Raw genomic sequence first — 18,420 nt, forward strand, 5'->3', positions numbered from 1 at the left:
TGCTGCGTACCAATGCGAACCGCCACGCCGGGCGGCGTGGCGATGATTGGCAGGACGCGGCTGCTTAGCCGAGCGGCCAGTTCAGGATGGCGATGCCGTCGTTGTAATCGCCGTCCGTTCCGTCTTCCGACCCGACGAGCCCGAAGTAGGTCTTCTTGAAGATGTCGACCTGACGCGAACCGATCTTCGACGGTTTGCCGTTCGCCGTCACCACCACGCGCACCTTCCCTTTGCCCGAGTTCACGATCTGCGTGTTCAGGTTCGCGTCCTGCGTGCCCGCGCCCTGGAACGTCGCGGCCGGCTTCGGGTTATCGTCGACATAGACTTCGATCGTCTGCTGCGCGGACGAATTGACCAGTGCCGTCACGCCGAACGCGATGTTCGGCGGCAGATTGAAGATGCCGTCGCGTTCGCCGCCGCCGGTCGTCGTGCCCGGCTGGGTGGGCTCCGGTTGCGGCGTTGCCTTCGAGAAGTAATTGACCACCGCGCCGACGCCGAACTTTGCCGCGGCCCCCGGCAGCACGCCGGGCGCGCCGGCCCACGTAACCGTGCAGGCGATCACCTGCCCCGCCGCATCGGCCTTCACCTTGTTCTGCCAGCTGCCGACGTCGAAGCTGTACGGGATGGTCGCGATGTCGACGAACACATCGTATTGCGGCAGCTTTTCCACGAGCTGCGTGGTCATGAACTGGCGCATCCGGTCGAGCACCGCCTGATCGCCGTTCGCTTGTACGGCGGTTGCATCGTTGCCGGCGAGTTGCAGCAGTGCGTAAAGATCGTCATGGGTAAACGGTTGTGACATGTCGTCCTCGTCTCGATGATAGGTCTCGCGTCGCGCGGCCGGCGAGTGGTCCCGCCGTTGTCGCGCGCGGAGTACAGCGTGGGACTGCAAATGACTGCTCGATTGAATCGATTCGCAATGCGTGGAGTACCCCCGGCGATCGATCGGTAAGGCGCTTCACCGTGTCGCGCAAACGTTTGCTGTTTTAAACACGGCTCGGCCAGAATGGCGAAAAATAAATAGAAAAATATTCGGCCGGGAATGGAAAGGGTTCAGAAAATCGAAAGCTGAAACAGTCCGATTTAATGGCGTGAATTCGATTGATTGTCGATCGATATAATCGCGAAATTATGTCGATGCATGTCGCGAATTATTGAATGATGGGCGGTGCGGGCGGGAATGGAGGAGGGATCCGGCTTCGGAGCAGGCGCTCGGCGTTCGCATATGGCAGCGTGTTGTTTCAACATCGTCTTTCTCTGTCGTGGCCGCGCCCACCGGCCACCACCGAACGCCCACGCCGAAGCCGGATCGCAACGAGAGGGGTGTGCGGCGCCGGCGAAGGTTAGTGACCGGCTCAGTCCGAACTTGAACAAGACATTCCACCGGCACCACACCCGATAAGCATATCGACCCGCTGTCGCGGCGCCTATCGGACGAGGCTGATTCTTGCGTGCGATGTTGAAACGCGCCGGCCTGACATACCTGACAGGCGATCAATTTCGAGATTGGCGGTATCGTGCACGCAACGCGTGCGCCCGATGTTCGGCGCTTTTTTGATTCAACCGGCCCATTGCGGGGCCCTCACGAGGACAGTGCGATGACGAAACCCGATATTCTGAAAGGGCGACATCAAGGAGCAGGCCCAGGAAGCAGACCGTCACAATCTGGCGCGGCCCGCGGTCAATGGCGCACTGTGGGCGCGCGGCCTGACGACGCAGCGCGTGGCCGACCTGTTCAGAACGCTGCCCGGCCTGCCGGGACACTGGATGCAGCTGCAGAACGAAGTCAACGCCGGGAATCGCTATTTCTATGGCGTTCAGAACTGTCACCAGACCACCGACGAAGGAAAGGAACTGATCCGCTGGATTGCCGACGCGGTGGTCAGCGCGGCGCAGAAGGCCGGGTTCGATTTTCCGTTGCAGCAGCTTCGGTTTACGGCCGATACCGGGTGGCTGAAGCTGCAGCGCGTGTCGGGGCGGGTGATGGTGTTGTCGCGGCCTTGAGATCACAGGCGTGCGCCGCGACGCCGGATCATCATCGGACCGGCGGCGCGAGCGTGTCGGTGGCCGTCTATCGCGATCGTCGCGGTTGCCTGAGCACGAACGCCATCGGCAAGCCGAACAGCAGGATCCATCGCACCGTGTAGTACACCATGACGTTCGAGTCGAACAGAAAGAACAGGAACGGCAGCGGCCACATCACCGCCTGTAGCGGCAGCCATCTACGGGAGCGGATTCCCGTGTTGTTTTGCACGACAAGCAGAATGGCGGGAATCGCAAACGACAAAACGAACCCGGCGATGCCGAAGTTCACCAGGAATTCCCCCGGCATGCCGAACAACAGGGTCGTCTTGTCGAGCGCGGTGCGCTCGAGATCGCGCATGATCTCCGATTTTTCCAGCGCGAACGTGTCGGGCCGATCATTCCACAGCGCACTGGGAACGATCGACGCGATCGCACCGACGAAGCTTCGTCCCATCGGGTACGCATAGGTCGGTTGCGTGACCGTATCGATCGCGAGTGCCTGCACGTCGAAGCGCGACAGGTCCCGAAACAGGAACACGCTGACCGGCCCCATGCTCAACTCGAGATCGCGCTGTTCGGCAAACCGCTGCGACAGATTCGCGATGTCGTCGTAGCCGAGGCCGAATTTCAACGGCATCAGCAGCAGGCCAGTCAGCGCCACGCCGATACCGGCGATCCTGATGGTGCGCGGCCTGATTCGCGCGACGAAGCTGTGATGGATGAACAGTGCGAACACGAGCACGAAGACGACACCCTGACGACTGCCGGCGATGCCGGACGACAGCCAGCTCAGCACGCCGAGCTGAACGAAGGCCACGGCCGTGAGCACGACGCTACGGCGGCGTCGCATCATGAGGCAGACGAATATCCACAGCGGCGACGTGTTGGCCAGCGCCTGAATGACCCCCAAACCGCGAAACGGATCGTTGTCGGTGCCGGTTTGCTCGACGCGCGTGTCGTACAGCTCGACGATTCGTGCGTAACCGCCGAGCTTCACGTAGATGAACGCGAGCGCGCCGAGGGACAGCAGCGCGAACAGATAGGCGAGGCTGCTGACGCGCATGCCGGGTTCGAACGGCAAGCCGGCGTTGCCGAGGCGGCTTGCGTTGAGGTCGAGCGTCAGCTTGACGACCAGCACGCCGGCGAGGCTCAGGAAATACCAGAGCGCGACGGCCGGATCGTCTTGCGGCAACAGTCGCAGATAGATCTCGTCTACCGCCAGCAGTTGCCACAGCGGGAACACGCCGAGAATGAAGAACAGAAAGATCCGGAACCAGCGTACGGTCGGGGTTCTCGGCCGAATGGCGGCGATCGCCAGCAACAGCGCGACGTTCAGTAGCAGCAGCACGCCATGCATGCGCTGGGTAATCAGCAGCGTCGCGACGATCGCGGCAAGCGCGCCGACGGCGAACGTCGTCCACACCATGTGCCGGTGGTCGCCTGTCCGGCGCAACGCGAGGTTCGAACGCAAGGAATTCATCGAGATTGTCCGTCGATCGCCCAACCGCTGTAGTAGCCGTACTGGCCGCCGCCGCCGGGTTCTGTCACCGCCAGCTCGCCCGCACACTCGAGCACGACCCGCTCGTCACGAACGATCGAGAACGTCGGCAGCCCGGGCGTGCTCGGGACATCGACGAACGAAATTCCGGCCGGTAGCGACCGGCGGTCCTCGCGTGCGTTCTGGCCGATCGTGAGCAACGCGGGTTCGGTCAGGAATACACACACGAAAATGCGATCGACGAGCGGCCCGTGCGGCATGCGCGGCGACCCGTATGTCGACGCCGAACGACCATAGGCGGACGCTTCGCGTTGCCCCGCCAGGCCCGGACGATAGAAAAAGAACAGCTCGTCGCGCACGATCGGCGGTTCGCTGCCCGTCTTGAACCAGCGGATGTAATGACGCGACGCGCGCAGATAGCCTTCGTGGTTCAGGATCGGGCCGAAGCGTGCGTCATACACGCAGGCCTGGCGGGCTGCCCCGGTCGGCGCGACATACGTCGATTCGGCCCAGTCGTTCCAGGTCACGATCTGCACCCAGGTCGCGCGGGACTCGATCGCCGCGCGCCATTCCTCCGCCATGCCGGCGAATCCGCGCGTCTCGAACGCGCGATAGTTCGTGCCTTGCGGCAAACCCCGGTAGTACGGCGTCACGGGCGCCATGAAGACCTTGCCGGCGTCGCGCAACGCGGGAGCCAGTGCGCGCGTGGAGCGGGCCAGCAGCGACGGCGCGCCCGCCGCACCGAAATAGAAATAGCCGTCCGCGGAACGGATTTTCCCGACGATCTCGGCCGCCACGCTCGCGTCGATTTCCCGTTCTCCGGTGCTCGGAGACAGATGCGGGACAAAATACGCCCCGAGGCGTCTGGCGGTCTCGATCAGCGATCGTGCGCCGGTGCCGTGTCGCCCGCCCAACGCGTACGCGGAGAGCACGGGCCGTCCGTCCACCGTCAACTGCGCGCGGCGTCCGCGAACCGTCCGGATGATGTCCGCGAGTTCGTCCTGCGCGTTGCCGTCGGCGGACACGAACAACTTGAACGCCCCGTCGAACCGGTCGGCCGCGTCGTAGATCGTCTCGACCCGCCGCTTGTAGTACGGCTCGGAAGCGTGCCACCCGCCGCAATTCAGTGCGAAGCCGTCGATGCCGGCCGCCATCGCGTCACGCATTTCCTGCGCATATTGTTCGGGGCCGGCCGTCTTTCCGCCTCTCGGCCAAGCCACCATGTAGTGGGCGAAAACCTGGCGCGTGCCCGGCGCGTCGCTCGTCTCGCGGGTACGCGCGCGAAGCAGCCCGCCCGGCGCCAGCGCGGTCGCGACCGTCGTCGTGATGAAGGATCGTCGTTTCATGGCTGCTCCCGCCCGGCGTTCGCCGGAAGCGGCGCGGCGGGCGTGGCGTGACGCGTCAGCAGGACGCACGACGACGACAGGATGACGAACGCCGCCGTGCCGACGCCGCAAATCGCGCCATAGGCGCCGAATTTCCAGCCGAACGCCGCGACCAGTGCGAGCGTGAGGGCTGCCTCGAACGTCGCCATCTTCACGAACGCGCGCCGGCTCCGCGCATACAGCCACAGCGACAGGATCCTGCAGAGAAACACGAGGCAGGCGCCCAGCAGCACGGCGAACACGAACGCAAACTGGCTGACCCGGCTGCTGCTGAGCGAATGCACCGGAAACAGCCGTATCTCCAGCAACGCGTACGATGCCGCGGCCAGAACGACTAACCCCGCCAACAGGCCCGCCGCGAGCTTGCGTGCGAACCCGGCCTCGCCGATCAATCGGAGCGCCCGCCCGCCGTGTCCGCTGATCGCCAGCGAAACCGATTGGCCGAAATTGAAGGCCAGGTTGTTGAAGCCTTTGGCGACGCGATACAGCGCGGCACCGGCCGGCCCGGCCACAGCGGACACGATCAGCACGTCGAGGTGCTTGGCACCGGACAGCACCGCGTTCGCGTACCAGCTGCTCAGCATTTCGCCGCGCGCCTGCGCGATAAAGTCGCGATACCAACGCAGCCCGCCGCCCACGGTCGGCGGATATCGGCTGGGTTCCGAACCGGTCGTGCTGCCGCGCGTCACCCACAGATAGGCAGCCAGCAGCAGCGCGCCATACACGGCTTCGACCAGCAGCAGCAGATCGGGAAGATGGCCGCGCAAGCCGTGGTATTCCGCGAGCACCGCAATGACAGCCAGACGCGAAAGCGCCGAGATCGTCGAGATGACCAGCACGACGCCATTGCGCCTCGTCACCCGGAAGAATCCGAGCGCAAAGTGCGACAGCCCATAACAAACGGGCGCGAGGACGAGCATGGCGGTCCAGTTCGGCAGCGCGATCGAGCCGGTTCGGCCCAGCAGCGCGCACGCCAGACAGAACAGCACGGTCGAGCCGAGCGCGCTGACGCAGTCGAGCCGAAGCAGGTTCGGAAACCGCGCCCGGATGCGATCGATCGTGTAGATGCGCGCGGACCCGAAGTTGAAGGCGTCGATGGCGACGTAGAACAGGGCGAGCAACGCATACGAGCGACCGACGAGCACGGGGTCGAGCAGATGCAGCGCCAGTGCGGCCACGACGAAATTCACCAGGGCCGGCAAGCCGGTGCTGGCGACGACATGGATCAAGTCGGCGTTCAGGCGGCGCATCGCTCGACCAGGTAACGGCAGTACGCGTCGTACTTTGCCTGCAGTGCCGAATGGGAAAACGCGGCGGCTTTCGCCTGCTGCCGGATGCGCATGTCGACGAGCTGGGCGCGGTCGCGTGCGACCGCCTCGACCGCGCCCACGATCGCGTCGACCGAGCCGGCCCGGATCAAGTCGCTCGCAGGCAGCACTTCCGGTATGCCGCCCACGCCGGTTCCGAGCACGGGCGTGCCGACTGCCATCGCTTCCAGCATCGCGCGCGGCATCCCTTCTTGAAGCGACGGCAGCACGAACAGATCGTGTTCGGCGACGATCGCGCAGGCTGTTTCCGACGAGACCTGTCCGCGGAATGCGACGACGTTGGCGATGCCCAGCGTACGTGCCAGCGCCTCCAGTTCCCCGCGCAACGCACCGTCGCCGACGAGCGTCAGCACGACCGGCACGTTCTTGCGCTTCAGGCGCGACACGGCTTCGAGCAGCGACACGTGGCCCTTGCTCCGGTTGTGCATCATCGAGACGTTGATCAGCCGCAACGACCCGGATCGCGCGAGCGCGTCGGCGTCGCGCGCCGCGAAGAGCCCGTTTGGCAGGTAGGCATCGCTGAAGCCGAACGAATCGGCGCGCGGGCGCGCCGGATACTTCGCCTGCAAATAGGTTTCCGTCACGTATCGCACGCTTTGTGCGCGCCGCGCGGCGAGCGCGGTCGAGCTGCAATGGATCCACTTCGCGACGCGGCGCAACGGATGCGTGGACGCATCCTTGCTGAAGTAGTCCTCCGGATCGGCGACGATCTCGGCCGAGAACGGCTTTCTCGTGATCCAGCACAGCAGCAGTGCGAGCGTTGCCACATTGCCCGGAAAGCGGATCATCAGTGTTTGCGCGCTCCGGATGACGCGGAACAGCTGTACCGCCGTACGCGGCAAGCCCGTCAGCCAGCGGCGGCCGCCGCGAACGGCGCCCAGGTCGACGAACGACGTGCGCGGCCCGGTGACGACCGAGCCGATCGGCCGGGTTTTCGGAAACGCGCGTGCGACGATGCGCACCGCGTCGAAATGCGGCGCGAACCGGCTCGCGAACTTCTCGTGGCCCATGTGAGGACTGTAGATTTCGTCGCCGACGCGCGAAAAATTACCGTCCATCACGAAGGTGATTGAACTGCTCGATTTCATGACGGATCCTTTCGACCATCTCGTTGTAGCGCGTCGCGTCTGCCGTGCGCAGCGCCTGCCAGTACGCGCTGTCGTCGTGCGCAAGCTCGCGAGCGAGCGCGGCGACGCGGTCCGCGCCGAAGTCGCTGGCGTGCACCACGTAGCGCGACAGGCCGAGGTCGTCGTACGCGGCGTGACCTTTGCGCTCGTACGCGATGTGAATGCTCGGCACGCCGGCCAGCACGCTTTCGAGGCTGCCGTGCAGCCGGACGGAGACGACCACCGGGCGCTCGCGCGCGACGAGCGTCGCCAGATCGTCGACCTGCCCGACGCCGAACGTGTCGCGATAGAACGTGTCGTCGCCGTTGCCGCGGCCACTGCTTTGCAGCGCGAACCCCGCGCGCGGCAGCCGCTTCGCGACGCAACGCAGACGGCTGACGTAGTCGTCGCGATACGGTTTGCCCTTCAGGTCGCGGAACACGAACCGGATCGGGCGCGGGTGTTCGGCACGGTGCTCCGCGTCCGGCTGGCTGCGCGGTGTCCGGCCGATCTCGAGCACGACCAGATCCCCCGTGCGAATGCCGTGCGGGTGTGCAAGCTCGTCGACGCTCTGGTCGTCGCGCAGGAACACGACGTCCACGCAACGCCGGACCAACGCCGCCAGCAGGGTGCCCGGCAGCGACTTCAGCGGACCGATGCTCTGCGGCAGATAGATCGATCGCTTCGAGCGCCGCAACGTGGTGCAGGCCAGCTGGCTGCCGTGCGCGATAAGCGATTTCCAGCCTTCCATGCCGCTGGACGCACGCAGGTAACCGCCGCCCACGCCGAAGAACAGCGCCGGCTTCGCGCGGCCGAAGCGGCGCACCGATTCGATGCAGAAACGGGCCAGCGACCAGAGACGGATGTTCGCGTCGTCGAGATAGCCGCGGAACGATTCGGGATCGAGGCAGACGATCGTGACGACGCCGTCGATGCCGGCGGCGCGGATCGCCTTCAGGCTCAACTTGACCAGGAGGCCGTCGCCGCTGTTTCGCGAGCTGTACGCGTGCAACAGATAAACGTCAGGCTTGTTCATAGATCCGCATCAGCGATTTCAGGAAATGTTCCTGCCTGAAGGTCTGGTCGAATACGTGCCTGGCGTTCTCACCCATGCGCCGGCATTTGTCGACCGTCAGGCGGTTCAGGTTGTCGGCGAGGCATTGCCCGGTGAGCTCGGTGAGGATGATCCCGTTGTAGCCATGGATCACCTGCTCGGGCAGCGAGCTTTCGCCGGACACGACGAGCACCTTGCCGGCGCGCATCGCCTCGATCGGCACGAGTGCGAGCCCTTCCCAGCGGGACGGTACGATCACGACGTCCATCGCCTGCATGGCGTTCTTCGTCGCGGCTGCATCGACCCAGCCGTGGTAGACGATCCGGTCGTCGCCGGCCTGCTCCGCCGCGACGCCGCCGCGCACCGCCATGCCGTACACGTTGATCTCGATGTCCGGTTTCAACGCCGGCACCGCGTCGAGCACGACGTCGAAACCCTTCTGGTAATCGAGGCGGCCGAAATAGCCGACGCGTATCGTCGAGCCGCCGGACGGACGGTCGAGGGCGGCCCTCGCCTCGTCGCCGGCAATGCCGGTGTAGACGAGGTCGACCTTCGACATCGGCAGCCGGTACTTGCGTGCCGCGCGCAACTCGTCCAGCGACATGCAGACGATCCGGTCGCATCGGGTTGCCAGCACGCGCTCGATCAGCGCATAGCCGAGCCGCGTGACGGAGCCGACGTCCTTCTTCAGGAACGCCCACGCGTGCGGGGTGTACAGGACCTTCGCGTGTCGATGCCGGAGCAGCCGCACGTACACGCCGGGGAACGTGCTGTGGCAATGGATCACATCCGGGCCGATGGCCTTGAGCAACGCGCGGATCTCGCGCGCGACGCTGGCGATGCGCGCCGGATGCCGGCTCGACCGGTATCCGATCAGCGTCAGTCCTTCGACGCCGGTCGTGCCGGTCATCTTGTCGGGATCGCAAATGAGCAGGACTTCATTGCCCATCGCGATCTGCTCGCGCGCCAGCGCGCCGACGTAGGTGGCGATACCGCCCACCCAGGTTTCCACGACGTGAACGATCTTCATGACGCCTCCCGCTCGCGCGTTGCGGACGCGTCGTTCGCTTCGGGCGCTTCATACGGCGCATAGCGATACGCGCCGTATCGGGTGCGATAGCCGAATGCGCGCGTGTCGATGCCGTTGAAGAGGACACCGAGCAAGCCCGACGAAATCCTGTTCAGCTGCTTCGCCGATTCGGCGATCTCGTCGATCGTCGTTTGTCTCGCGCGGGTCACGAGGAAGATCGTCGCGCAGTGCGGCGCCAGAATGCTGGCGTCCGCCACCGCGAGCACCGGCGGCGTGTCGATGATCACGACGTCGTAGGTGGCGCTCATCTCGTCGAGCAACGGGGTCGTCGATTCACCCAGCAGCAGCTCCGAGGTGGATTGCGAAGCGGCGCCCGTCGGGATGAAGTCCAACCCTTTCGAGACGCCGCGCCGCGTGGCGTCCTGCAACGAGGCGCGTCCTGTCAGCAGGTCCGATAGCCCGGGTGCGCTCCGCACGCCGAACGAATCGTGCAGGTGACCGCGCCGCATGTCCGCATCGATCAGCAGCACGCGATGGCCGGCGGCGGCCATCACGGCCGCCAGATTGGCCGACACGAAGGACTTGCCGACACCGGGGCTCGGCCCTGTCAGCAGCACCCGGTTGTTGTTTGCGTCGAGCAAGGTGAGGCCGACGGCCGTGCGCAGGCTTTTCAGGCTCTCGACGGCGGGGTCGAAGGGGTTCTCGTTGGCCAGCAACGACGGGATGGTCCCGCGCCGCGCGGCCGATGCGGCTGCGCCCCGTTGCATCGGCGAATCGGGGATCGTGCCGTAGACGCTCAATCCGGTGCGGCGCTCGATGTCGGCCGCGTCCTTCACGCCGCCGAACAGCGCCTCACGCGCGACCGCCGCCGCGACGCCCAGCATCACGCCGAGAATGGCGGACAGCGCGACAATCAATGCCTTGCGCGGCTCGACCGGCTCTTCCGGGACGGCTGCGTTGTCCACTTCGCGAACGTTGCCGACCTTGCCGGCCGACACCAGCCTGAGCTGCTGGATATTGTTCAGCACCCCGACATACATTTCGTTGCCGACTTCGACGTCGCGACGAAGCCGGAGCTCGTCCTGTTCGATATCGGGGAACGCGCGCAGACGCGCCGACAGCCCGTCGATCTTCCGTTTCGCGCCATCGATCTGACGATCCAGCGCCTGCATCTCGGGATGGCCGGCCGCGAACCGGGTCGACGCCTCCGCGCGCTTCTGCTGCAACGCCAGCAGCGTCGCCTGGGTTGCGATGCTGTCCTGCAGGTAGGCCTGCGCCTCGATGCCGAGGTCGAACGTGCCGCGCTTGCGCCGCATCGCGTTGTATTTCGCTTCGGCCTGTTCCAGGTTCTGTTTCAGTTGCGGCGCGACGTTCTCGAGGAACGCGAGGGACTTCTCCGCCTCGGCCGATTTCCGCTTGACGTTCTGCGCGACGTACGCCGAGCCGATCGTATTCAGAATGTTCGCCACTGTGTCGGGGTCTTCGCCCTTCAGCGACACGTTGATGACGTTGCTCTGCTTGCGAATCTCCGACACGGCCAGGTGTTTCTGCAACCGCTGCAGCGTCTTCAGTTCGGAATGACGTTCGACCTGGAACACCGCGCCCGGCCGCGCGTGGAGTGCATCGACGCGGATCCGGAACGTGCCGCCGGCCTGCGTCGATTCGACGAGCTGCCCGAGCGCGCCTTCGATCGGCCGGTCGAGATCGCCGTTTTCCAGCCGGAAGCGGCCGTCGGGCAGTGCCGTCAGTTCGAACCGGTCGCCCTCGAAGGTTTTCGGAACGTCGAACGTGCCGATCTCGATCGACTCGGTGCCCCAGCCGTATCCGCCGAACCCGAACAAACCTGGCCGGGACAGGCCGTGTGCGCGCGCGGCGATCGCCTCGCCGATCAGCGGGAAGCGCTTCGGCGTCGCGTCGATATACAGGCGCAGGGTCTTGACGGCATGGCCGACCACCATTCTCGACTGGAGGATCTCGATCTCGGCCGCCGCCTGGATCTTGCCGTCGAAAAGCGACGACACGCTACCGAGCAGGGAGTCGGACCCGCCCGTGCTGTCTTCGACCTGAATCAGCAGATTCGACGCGTAGATCGGGCGCGCGAGCAACGCATACGCCGCGCCCGCGGCAAACACGACCGCCGCGATGCCGGCCACCAGCCAGCGGTTCGTCAGCAGCAGATCGACATACCGCACGAGTTCCGGCTCGTCGCCCAGGTCCGCTTCGGGTAACGGGTTCGGTGCTTTGTTCATGGAAATTCCGTTCATCGTTCGATGCTCATCCCAAGGCCTGGATCTTCGGCACCCACGCGTTCACGCCTCGTTCGATCAGGGAATAGGCATGCCTGAACGCATCGATCGGCTTCAGGTACGGATCCGGCACATCGATGCCGTCCCGTCCGTCGAGCCGGAACACGCGCCCCAGCGAAAATGGATGGCGCTCGACGATCTCGCGATGCTGGCCTGCTTCCATCGTCAGCACGATGTCCGCACGACGAATCAGTGCCGCGGTGAGCTGCTGCGCGCGATGCGCGGAAATGTCGATCCCGGCTTCGGCCGACACGGATGACGCGAGCGCGTGCGCCGGGGCGCCGACGAGTGCCGACGTGCCGGCGGAGATCACCTCGATACCCGGCAGTCGCGACCGCAGCAGACCCTCGCCGATAGGGCTGCGGCAAATGTTTCCGGTGCAGACGACGAGAATGGTTCGAATCATTTTTCCTCCGGCTTTTCTGTTGTGGATGCCGTATCGATGGCTTTCGGTCATTTCGTGACGATCGCGCCCGTCAACCCGGCATTGATCGCCGGCAACAGCAGATTCAGCACGCGGCTGAACCGGACGAGGCTGTTGCTGTCCACGTAGACGACATCCTTCGGCTGAAGGTCGAACTGATTGGCGAGCACCATCGCGACGGGCGAGCGCGCGTCGAGGTGGAACACGCGCGGCGCATCGCTCGACGCGCCGCGGATCACATAGAGTTGCGCGGCGTCGGCGCTCGCGCTGTTGAAGCTGCCGGCTTGCGACAGCGCGTCGCTGAGCGTCAGCCGGCCGGTGCGCAACGGCAGCGCGGTGACCGGACGGGCCACTTCGCCCATCACGTAGACGCCGTTCTCCTCGCGCGGCAGCACGCGCAACAGATCGCCGTCGCGCAGCAGCAGGCCGGCGGGATTCGTGCCGCGCGCCAGCATGCCGGGCAGGTCGAGCGGATACGACACGCCGCCGCGCACAAGCACGAGGCGGCTCTGATCGGCCGCCGGCAGGAAGCCGCCCGCGCGGCCGACCGCTTCGTACAGCGTCATCGGCACGTCGTTGACCGGCACGGTGCCGGGCGTGCGCACCTCGCCGTCGACATGCACATGCTTCGCGCGGAACGATGCGACGCGCACCGTGACCTTCGGCGCGACGAAGTAGCGCGCGAGCGCGGCCGAGATCGCGCGGCGTGCACCGTCGACGGTCAGGCCGGCGACCGGCACGTTGCCGGCATAGGGCACCTGCACGTTGCCCGCGTCGTCGATCACGAACCCTTGCGGTGGATCGGACGGCCGCACGTTGGTCTGCTGCAACGGCCCTTGCGCGATGGTCAGCTCCGGGTGGTCCCAGACGGTCACCTGCAGCACGTCGCCCGCGCCGAGCGTGTAGGCGGCGGGGCGGCCGAGCAGCGCATCGACCTGGTTCCCGGCGGCCGCGTGCGCGTCGGCCTTCAACTGGCGGATCAGCGTCGCGTCGATTTCGGCGATCGGTACCGGCGGCGTCGCGGCAGGTGCCGGCGCGTGGCCGTTCGAACCCGGCAGGCCGGTTGTTGCAGGCATCTTCATCCCGGGCGCGAGCGCACAGCCCGACAACACCGCGCAGCACAGCACGCCGACGCATGCGCGCACGGTGCCACGCGCAGGCGATGGGGCGTTCGCGGACGTACGATGGCGGCGACCGCCGAAGGATCGGAACAGAGATAACTTCAAGGTTGAGCCTATTCGGACGTGTGAAGCGGGTGGACGATCTGCATGCGGTGCTCAGTACGCGTTCTGATGGCCGAAGCCGCGCAACACCGTCGCACCGATGATTCGCAGGTCCAGCGCGAACGACCAGTTGCGCAGGTAGTAGAGGTCGTACTCGACGCGGGACTGCATGCTTTCGAGCCGTTCGGTCGCGCCGCGCAGCCCGTTGACTTGCGCCCAGCCGGTGATGCCGGGCTTGATCCGGTATCGGTGGATGTACCCGTCGACGAGCGTGCGGTACTGCGCGTCATGCTCCACCGCATGCGGGCGCGGGCCGACCACCGACATGTCGCCGAACAGCACGTTGACGAACTGCGGCAGCTCGTCGAGGCTCGTGCGCCGCAGGAACGCGCCGACCTTCGTCACGCGCGGGTCGTTGCGCGTGGCCTGCGCGACGGTGCCGGCTGGTTCGGCATGCACGCGCATCGTGCGGAACTTGTAGATGTCGAAGGTCTGGCCATCCGCGCCGCGCCGCTTCTGCGTGAACAGCACGGGCCCCGGCGACGTCAGCTTGATGGCCGCGGCGACGACGAGCAGCAGCGGCATCAGCACGACCAGCACGACGGCCGCAAAAGCGCGGTCGAAGATCGCCTTCGCGAGCCGTGCACCGCGCGACAGCGGCGGTGCGGCCAGCGAGATCGCCGGTTCGCCGAGGATGTCCTCGACACGGCTGCCGAACAGCGCATGCTTGCTGACGTCCGGCATCAGGCGCAGTTCGACGAAATCGTGGCGGAATTCGTTGATCACGCGGGTGATCGTGGCGTCGTCGTCAAGCGGCAGCGCGATCCAGATCTCGTCCACGCGTTCGGTGCGGGCAAGGGCCGAGAACGACGCAAGATCGGTGGCGACGAACGCGCCTTCGCCGAACGTGGCCGCGTGCTCGGTGGTGCGATACGCGCCGACGAACTGGTAGCGCGACGCGCCGGCCGTGTCGATCGAGTCGGCGACGCGTTCGAGCCATTCGCCGCCGCCGACGATCGCGACGCGCGACGGCGTGCACGGCACATGCAGGCTGCGGTGGCGTGCGACGCTCAGGCCGACCCGGAACACGGCGAGCGCGATCGCGACACCGAGCGTCCAGTAGAAGAACCACGCCAGCAGCGTCATCGTGACGGGCGTCAGCGCGATCATCTTCAGTAGAACGAATCCTTGGACGACGAGCCAAAGGGCGAGTGTGCGCAGCGCGTACCGCGTGCCCGGACGCGTTCGGCCCTCGAGGCCGATGCCGGCGAGCCGCAACATGAACGCCGCGAGCAGTGCGCTGACGCCGATCAGGATCCATTCGATTCGGAATGCGCCGAGAGTCCACATTGAACCTCTGTGCGTGATCCCCGCGATGACGATGATAAGGAGGACATCGACGGCGCATATGGCTCTTGTTGCGCGACCTTTTTCCCGCTTGCGTTTCATACCTATGTTCATTCAGCTTGATGCACGGTCAATCCGGTGTGCGGCATGGACTGATCGCTGACGTGTCGGGGCGAACCAGATCTGACATCGATAATTAAAAATGACAGTTGGCAAGGAAGAAACCGAGTTTATGGGGGGGGGCATCTCGGAACCATCAGACAACGTGTCGTCCACCGAAGAAAAGCGGTAGGACGAGTACTAATTTCGTTGATAATGCCGCGGCGGGAAACAACGAAACGTTGTCGGGGAAAGGGCGGGAGAGCAGGCGCGGTCGATGTAGGGCCGCTCCGATGAAGATCGGTGCCTCTACGCTTCTAATACGAGCGTTTCATCCGACACGAAGTACTGAAAGGGGGTGATGCTGATTGCCGCGACTGATCTTCCACGCGACAACGTGCAACCACTCTAGCCGAGTTTGGCTGCTATCAGGTGCGGGTTAGGTGGGTTTTCATCGGCGCAGGCTGTCAGCCGATGCTGTGCTTGCGCGCAGCCGCCCAATGATTTCGGGGCAACCGCGCTGGCTGGTCAAATCGTCGCTTGGTTGCAGATGTGTCAGAAACCGTGTCGGTCGAACGCTTCTGCTCGTCGGCTGCGCGTCGCACGACGATGTCGTTCGCGTCGCGCGACGTGCGTTCGAACTCGTGCGCGGAACACGGTCGTCAGGGGCGCAAGCCCGCGCTCACGGTGTCCTTCAGCCGCGCGGCGGTGATTTCGCCCATGTGCGATTCGACGAGATTGCCGTTCGCGTCGAAGAACAGCGTCGTCGGCAGCCCGCGCGAACCGTAGGCCTTCATCGTATGCAGCGTGCGATCGAGCAGCACGTGATCGAACCGCAACCCCTTCCGTTCGAGGAACGCGCGCACGGTCTGCGCGTCTTCGCCCTGATTGACCATCAGCACCGTGATGTCCGGATGATCCTGCTGCGCCTGCGCGAGGATCGGCATTTCGCGTTGGCACGGCGGGCACCAGGTGGCCCACAGATTGACGACGACGGGTTTGCCGGCAAAGCGCTGCGGCGCGACGGGCGTCGCGTCGAGCGTTTCGAGTCGCAGCGCGGCAAGCGGCGGCGCACCGCGCTGCAACGTCGCGAGCGTGCCTTGCGCGATGCCCCACGCGGCGAGCCCCGCCAGCATGCCGGCCAGCACCGGGCGACGCAGCGCGGGCAGGCGGCGCAGTCGCCAGCCGGCGAACACGAGCGCAGCGGCGACGCCGATGCGCCAGTCGAAGCCGCCGTCGCCGAGCGCGACGATCGAGCGCGGGGCGGCTGAATACTCGGACCACCATTGACCGACGTAACCGACGCGCGCGGCGATCAGGCCGAGCAGCAGCGTGTCGAGGATCAGGCTCGCCGCGCTCTTGTGCTGGCCGTCCGGCGGGCGGCGCTGCATGAAACGGGCGACGAGCCATGCGATCAGCGCGGCGGCGGCTACCGCGACGACGCGGATCGAGAAGGGACCGATGCTCAGCATGGAAGCGACACGATGAGGATGGAGGGGCGACCGGTGAAAACGGCACGGTCGAATGGCATGTCGCGTTTCGACCCGACATCGTGCGCGGGGTTCCCGCGGCGGCCGTGACGGCGCGTGTCACGTCCGACGATCCGGATTCCTCGGACGGGCACGCCTCACCCGGCGGCGATTTCTTTCGTGATGCCCCGTGAAGTGCGTCGGGCGACGAACCGGCAGCGTCGCCCGACGATGCGCACGGCGACTGCCGCCCGGCGGGCCGTGATTGCGCGATCCGCCGGGCGTCGGACCTTACAGCTTCTTCGACGTGTCCGGTGCCGTGGCAGCCTGCTTCGCAGCCGTTGCCGGATCGAGCGTTGCGAGCGTCTGCTCGGTGAATTTCTCGTACAGCCAGTCCATGCGCATGCTGTCGATGCCGGCGATGCCGCCGAGCGCGTACGACGCCGACACCTTGAAGTGGTCGACCGGATGATTGTCGGCATCGACGAGCGTCACGGTGCCGTTGACATGATCGTTGCCCGCCATGAATCCGAACATGACCGCGGAAAAGCTCGACCGCACGCGAATGCCGGTGACTTCGACATTCAGGTGCATCGCATCGGTGGAATCTGCTTTGGCGAGCAGTTTGCGTGCGTCCAGTGCGCTTTCGATTTTCTCCTGCAGTTTCTTCGCGTCGAACTTCAGGTTGTCTTTCAACTCTTCCCGCGCGGTATCGTCGAGCGTGACCTTCACGATCACGGGTTTCGTGCCGAAGCGGGCGGTCGATGCGGTCACGGGCGCCCCCGCCGAATTGCTCGTATCGCGTGTCACGCTGCTTGCGCAGCCCGACAGGAAGCCGATGGTCACCAGTGCCAGAGCGGCATGACGGAAAAGAGATTTCATCAGAATTTGCTCCGAGAAACCCCGCCATTGATGGCGGGAAGGAAAAGCGTGCTGTTGACAGGCAGCTTCTTCCACGGGTTAGGATCACCGGCATGATCCTTGTCTACCGCTACCGCGTGAAGTCGCTCAACGGACTGCTCAACAAGCAGAGCCGTGCGGTGAACTACGTCTGGAACTTCTGCAACGACACGCAGAAGCACGCGCTCAAGTGGAGCAAGAAATGGCCGACGGGATTCGATCTGAACGTGCTGACGACGGGGAGCAGCAAGGCGCTGGGCATCCACTCCGGCACGATCAACGCGACGTGCGAGCAATATGCGAAGTCGCGCAGTCAGCGCAGTCAGCGCCGTCGGCCCTACCTGCGCTATCGCGGCAGGAAATCGCTGGGCTGGGTGCCGCTGAAGGGGCGTGACGTGAAGCGCGAGGATGATGCGTTTCGCTTCGCTGGCAGCACCTTTCGCGTGTTCAACAGCCGCCCACTTCCTGAAGGCAAGATCAAGGATGGGACCAACTTCGCACAGGATGCGCGCGGCAACTGGTTTCTCAACATCGTGATCGAGATGCCCGATGTGCAGGCCCGCCCGGTCCGTTCCGGTGTTGGCATCGATCTCGGCCTGAAAGACTTCGCCACACTTTCGACCGGCGAGAAGCTGCCCAATGACCGATTCGGCCGACGCGCGGCGGAGAAACTGGCGAAAGCTCAACGGGCGCGCAAGCACAAGCGACATATCGCGAAGCTGCACGCCAAAGTGGCGGATGCCCGTGCCGATTTCCAGCACAAGCTCGCGCTCGATCTGGTGCGGCGTTTCGATTACATCGCGGTCGGCAACGTGTCGGCCGTCAAACTTGCCAGAACCAGGATGGCGAAGAGCGTCTACGACGCATCCTGGTCGTCCTTCCGAAGCAAGCTCCGCTACAAGGCGATCGCGCACGGGGCCACGTTCGAGGAAGTCGACGAAAGCGGTTCTACCCAGTCCTGTTCGGCGTGCGGGTCGAAAGACAGCACGACGCGGCCGAAAGGTATCGCGGGACTGCGAATGAGAGAGTGGGCCTGTAGTGAATGTGGTGTCGAGCATGATCGAGATACCAACGCTGCGCTGAACATTCTCCGATGCGGACGTGCATCGCCAGGTGTGGGAATCACCTGCCTTTAGGCGGGTGAGGACGTCAAGGTTTGGTCTTTTGATTGGGGTTATTTGAACAGGCTTGGTAGCCGGAACTGAATCTAGCATGGGGCAATTCGA

At 65.1% G+C, this 18,420-nt stretch carries 15 protein-coding genes; 2 read left to right on the plus strand and 13 right to left on the minus strand.

Annotated features, from left to right (window positions below):
* Positions 1 to 64: 64 nt before the first annotated feature.
* Positions 65 to 802, minus strand: a complete 738-nt coding sequence (locus BAMB_RS25530; RefSeq protein WP_011660040.1) for a fucose-binding lectin II — start codon at positions 800 to 802, stop codon at positions 65 to 67.
* Positions 803 to 1,722: 920 nt separating this feature from the next.
* Here BAMB_RS25530 and BAMB_RS25535 point away from each other — a divergent pair.
* Positions 1,723 to 2,004 carry a hypothetical protein gene (locus BAMB_RS25535; protein WP_011660041.1) on the plus strand — a complete coding sequence of 94 codons (282 nt, stop codon included), beginning with the start codon at positions 1,723 to 1,725 and terminating at the stop codon, positions 2,002 to 2,004.
* A gap of 67 nt (positions 2,005 to 2,071) precedes the next feature.
* Here BAMB_RS25535 and BAMB_RS25540 read toward each other — a convergent pair whose 3' ends face one another.
* The 12 genes from BAMB_RS25540 to BAMB_RS25595 all read right to left on the minus strand — a co-directional run bounded on the left by BAMB_RS25540 (position 2,072) and on the right by BAMB_RS25595 (position 17,176).
* Positions 2,072 to 3,505 (minus strand): hypothetical protein, encoded by a 1,434-nt coding sequence (locus BAMB_RS25540; protein WP_011660042.1) that lies wholly within the window; start codon positions 3,503 to 3,505, stop codon positions 2,072 to 2,074.
* The gene (locus BAMB_RS25545) at positions 3,502 to 4,869 is read right to left on the minus strand and encodes a glycoside hydrolase family 71 protein (protein ID WP_011660043.1); all 1,368 of its coding nucleotides are present in this window, start codon (positions 4,867 to 4,869) and stop codon (positions 3,502 to 3,504) included. The genes BAMB_RS25540 and BAMB_RS25545 overlap by 4 nt, the downstream gene beginning before the upstream one ends.
* Positions 4,866 to 6,158: a polysaccharide biosynthesis protein gene (locus BAMB_RS25550; RefSeq protein WP_011660044.1), complete on the minus strand. Its 1,293-nt coding sequence runs from the start codon at positions 6,156 to 6,158 to the stop codon at positions 4,866 to 4,868. The genes BAMB_RS25545 and BAMB_RS25550 overlap by 4 nt, the downstream gene beginning before the upstream one ends.
* Positions 6,146 to 7,324 (minus strand): glycosyltransferase, encoded by a 1,179-nt coding sequence (locus BAMB_RS25555; RefSeq protein WP_127456227.1) that lies wholly within the window; start codon positions 7,322 to 7,324, stop codon positions 6,146 to 6,148. The genes BAMB_RS25550 and BAMB_RS25555 overlap by 13 nt, the downstream gene beginning before the upstream one ends.
* A complete protein-coding gene (locus BAMB_RS25560) occupies positions 7,284 to 8,378 on the minus strand; it encodes a polysaccharide pyruvyl transferase family protein (protein WP_011660046.1) in 1,095 nt (364 codons plus the stop codon). The genes BAMB_RS25555 and BAMB_RS25560 overlap by 41 nt, the downstream gene beginning before the upstream one ends.
* Positions 8,365 to 9,426 carry a glycosyltransferase family 4 protein gene (locus BAMB_RS25565; protein WP_011660047.1) on the minus strand — a complete coding sequence of 354 codons (1,062 nt, stop codon included), beginning with the start codon at positions 9,424 to 9,426 and terminating at the stop codon, positions 8,365 to 8,367. Before BAMB_RS25565 ends, BAMB_RS25560 begins: the two co-directional genes overlap by 14 nt.
* Positions 9,423 to 11,675, minus strand: coding sequence for a polysaccharide biosynthesis tyrosine autokinase (locus tag BAMB_RS25570; protein WP_045554965.1), 2,253 nt, complete (start codon positions 11,673 to 11,675; stop codon positions 9,423 to 9,425). Before BAMB_RS25570 ends, BAMB_RS25565 begins: the two co-directional genes overlap by 4 nt.
* Positions 11,676 to 11,700: 25 nt before the next feature.
* Positions 11,701 to 12,138, minus strand: a complete 438-nt coding sequence (locus BAMB_RS25575) for a low molecular weight protein-tyrosine-phosphatase (RefSeq protein WP_011660049.1) — start codon at positions 12,136 to 12,138, stop codon at positions 11,701 to 11,703.
* A 47-nt stretch (positions 12,139 to 12,185) separates the two neighbouring features.
* Positions 12,186 to 13,301 carry a polysaccharide biosynthesis/export family protein gene (locus BAMB_RS25580; protein WP_227739338.1) on the minus strand — a complete coding sequence of 372 codons (1,116 nt, stop codon included), beginning with the start codon at positions 13,299 to 13,301 and terminating at the stop codon, positions 12,186 to 12,188.
* Between the two features lie 132 nt (positions 13,302 to 13,433).
* Positions 13,434 to 14,840, minus strand: coding sequence for an undecaprenyl-phosphate glucose phosphotransferase (locus BAMB_RS25585; protein WP_011660051.1), 1,407 nt, complete (start codon positions 14,838 to 14,840; stop codon positions 13,434 to 13,436).
* A gap of 647 nt (positions 14,841 to 15,487) precedes the next feature.
* Positions 15,488 to 16,297 (minus strand): TlpA family protein disulfide reductase, encoded by an 810-nt coding sequence (locus BAMB_RS25590; RefSeq protein WP_011660052.1) that lies wholly within the window; start codon positions 16,295 to 16,297, stop codon positions 15,488 to 15,490.
* Positions 16,298 to 16,585: 288 nt separating this feature from the next.
* Complete coding sequence (locus BAMB_RS25595) at positions 16,586 to 17,176, minus strand: DUF4410 domain-containing protein (protein WP_011660053.1); 591 nt, start codon at positions 17,174 to 17,176, stop codon at positions 16,586 to 16,588.
* Positions 17,177 to 17,268: 92 nt separating this feature from the next.
* Here BAMB_RS25595 and BAMB_RS25600 point away from each other — a divergent pair, with 92 nt between their 5' ends.
* On the plus strand, positions 17,269 to 18,330 hold the full coding sequence (locus BAMB_RS25600) for an RNA-guided endonuclease InsQ/TnpB family protein (protein ID WP_011660054.1): 1,062 nt from the start codon (positions 17,269 to 17,271) through the stop codon (positions 18,328 to 18,330).
* The last annotated feature ends 90 nt before the right edge of the window (positions 18,331 to 18,420 follow it).

Origin of the sequence: Burkholderia ambifaria AMMD (genome assembly GCF_000203915.1) — a bacterium.
In the GTDB taxonomy this organism is placed as follows: Bacteria; Pseudomonadota; Gammaproteobacteria; order Burkholderiales; family Burkholderiaceae; genus Burkholderia; species Burkholderia ambifaria.

Coding starts and splice junctions, on each gene's coding strand:
- BAMB_RS25585 (WP_011660051.1), bottom strand. CDS start 14,840: ATGAACATAGGTATGAAACGCAAGCGGGAAAAAGGTCGCGCAACAAGA.
- BAMB_RS25575 (WP_011660049.1), bottom strand. CDS start 12,138: ATGATTCGAACCATTCTCGTCGTCTGCACCGGAAACATTTGCCGCAGC.
- BAMB_RS25560 (WP_011660046.1), bottom strand. CDS start 8,378: ATGAACAAGCCTGACGTTTATCTGTTGCACGCGTACAGCTCGCGAAAC.
- BAMB_RS25555 (WP_127456227.1), bottom strand. CDS start 7,324: ATGAAATCGAGCAGTTCAATCACCTTCGTGATGGACGGTAATTTTTCG.
- BAMB_RS25595 (WP_011660053.1), bottom strand. CDS start 17,176: ATGAAATCTCTTTTCCGTCATGCCGCTCTGGCACTGGTGACCATCGGC.
- BAMB_RS25540 (WP_011660042.1), bottom strand. CDS start 3,505: ATGAATTCCTTGCGTTCGAACCTCGCGTTGCGCCGGACAGGCGACCAC.
- BAMB_RS25570 (WP_045554965.1), bottom strand. CDS start 11,675: ATGAACAAAGCACCGAACCCGTTACCCGAAGCGGACCTGGGCGACGAG.
- BAMB_RS25590 (WP_011660052.1), bottom strand. CDS start 16,297: ATGCTGAGCATCGGTCCCTTCTCGATCCGCGTCGTCGCGGTAGCCGCC.
- BAMB_RS25600 (WP_011660054.1), top strand. CDS start 17,269: ATGATCCTTGTCTACCGCTACCGCGTGAAGTCGCTCAACGGACTGCTC.
- BAMB_RS25565 (WP_011660047.1), bottom strand. CDS start 9,426: ATGAAGATCGTTCACGTCGTGGAAACCTGGGTGGGCGGTATCGCCACC.
- BAMB_RS25530 (WP_011660040.1), bottom strand. CDS start 802: ATGTCACAACCGTTTACCCATGACGATCTTTACGCACTGCTGCAACTC.
- BAMB_RS25545 (WP_011660043.1), bottom strand. CDS start 4,869: ATGAAACGACGATCCTTCATCACGACGACGGTCGCGACCGCGCTGGCG.
- BAMB_RS25550 (WP_011660044.1), bottom strand. CDS start 6,158: ATGCGCCGCCTGAACGCCGACTTGATCCATGTCGTCGCCAGCACCGGC.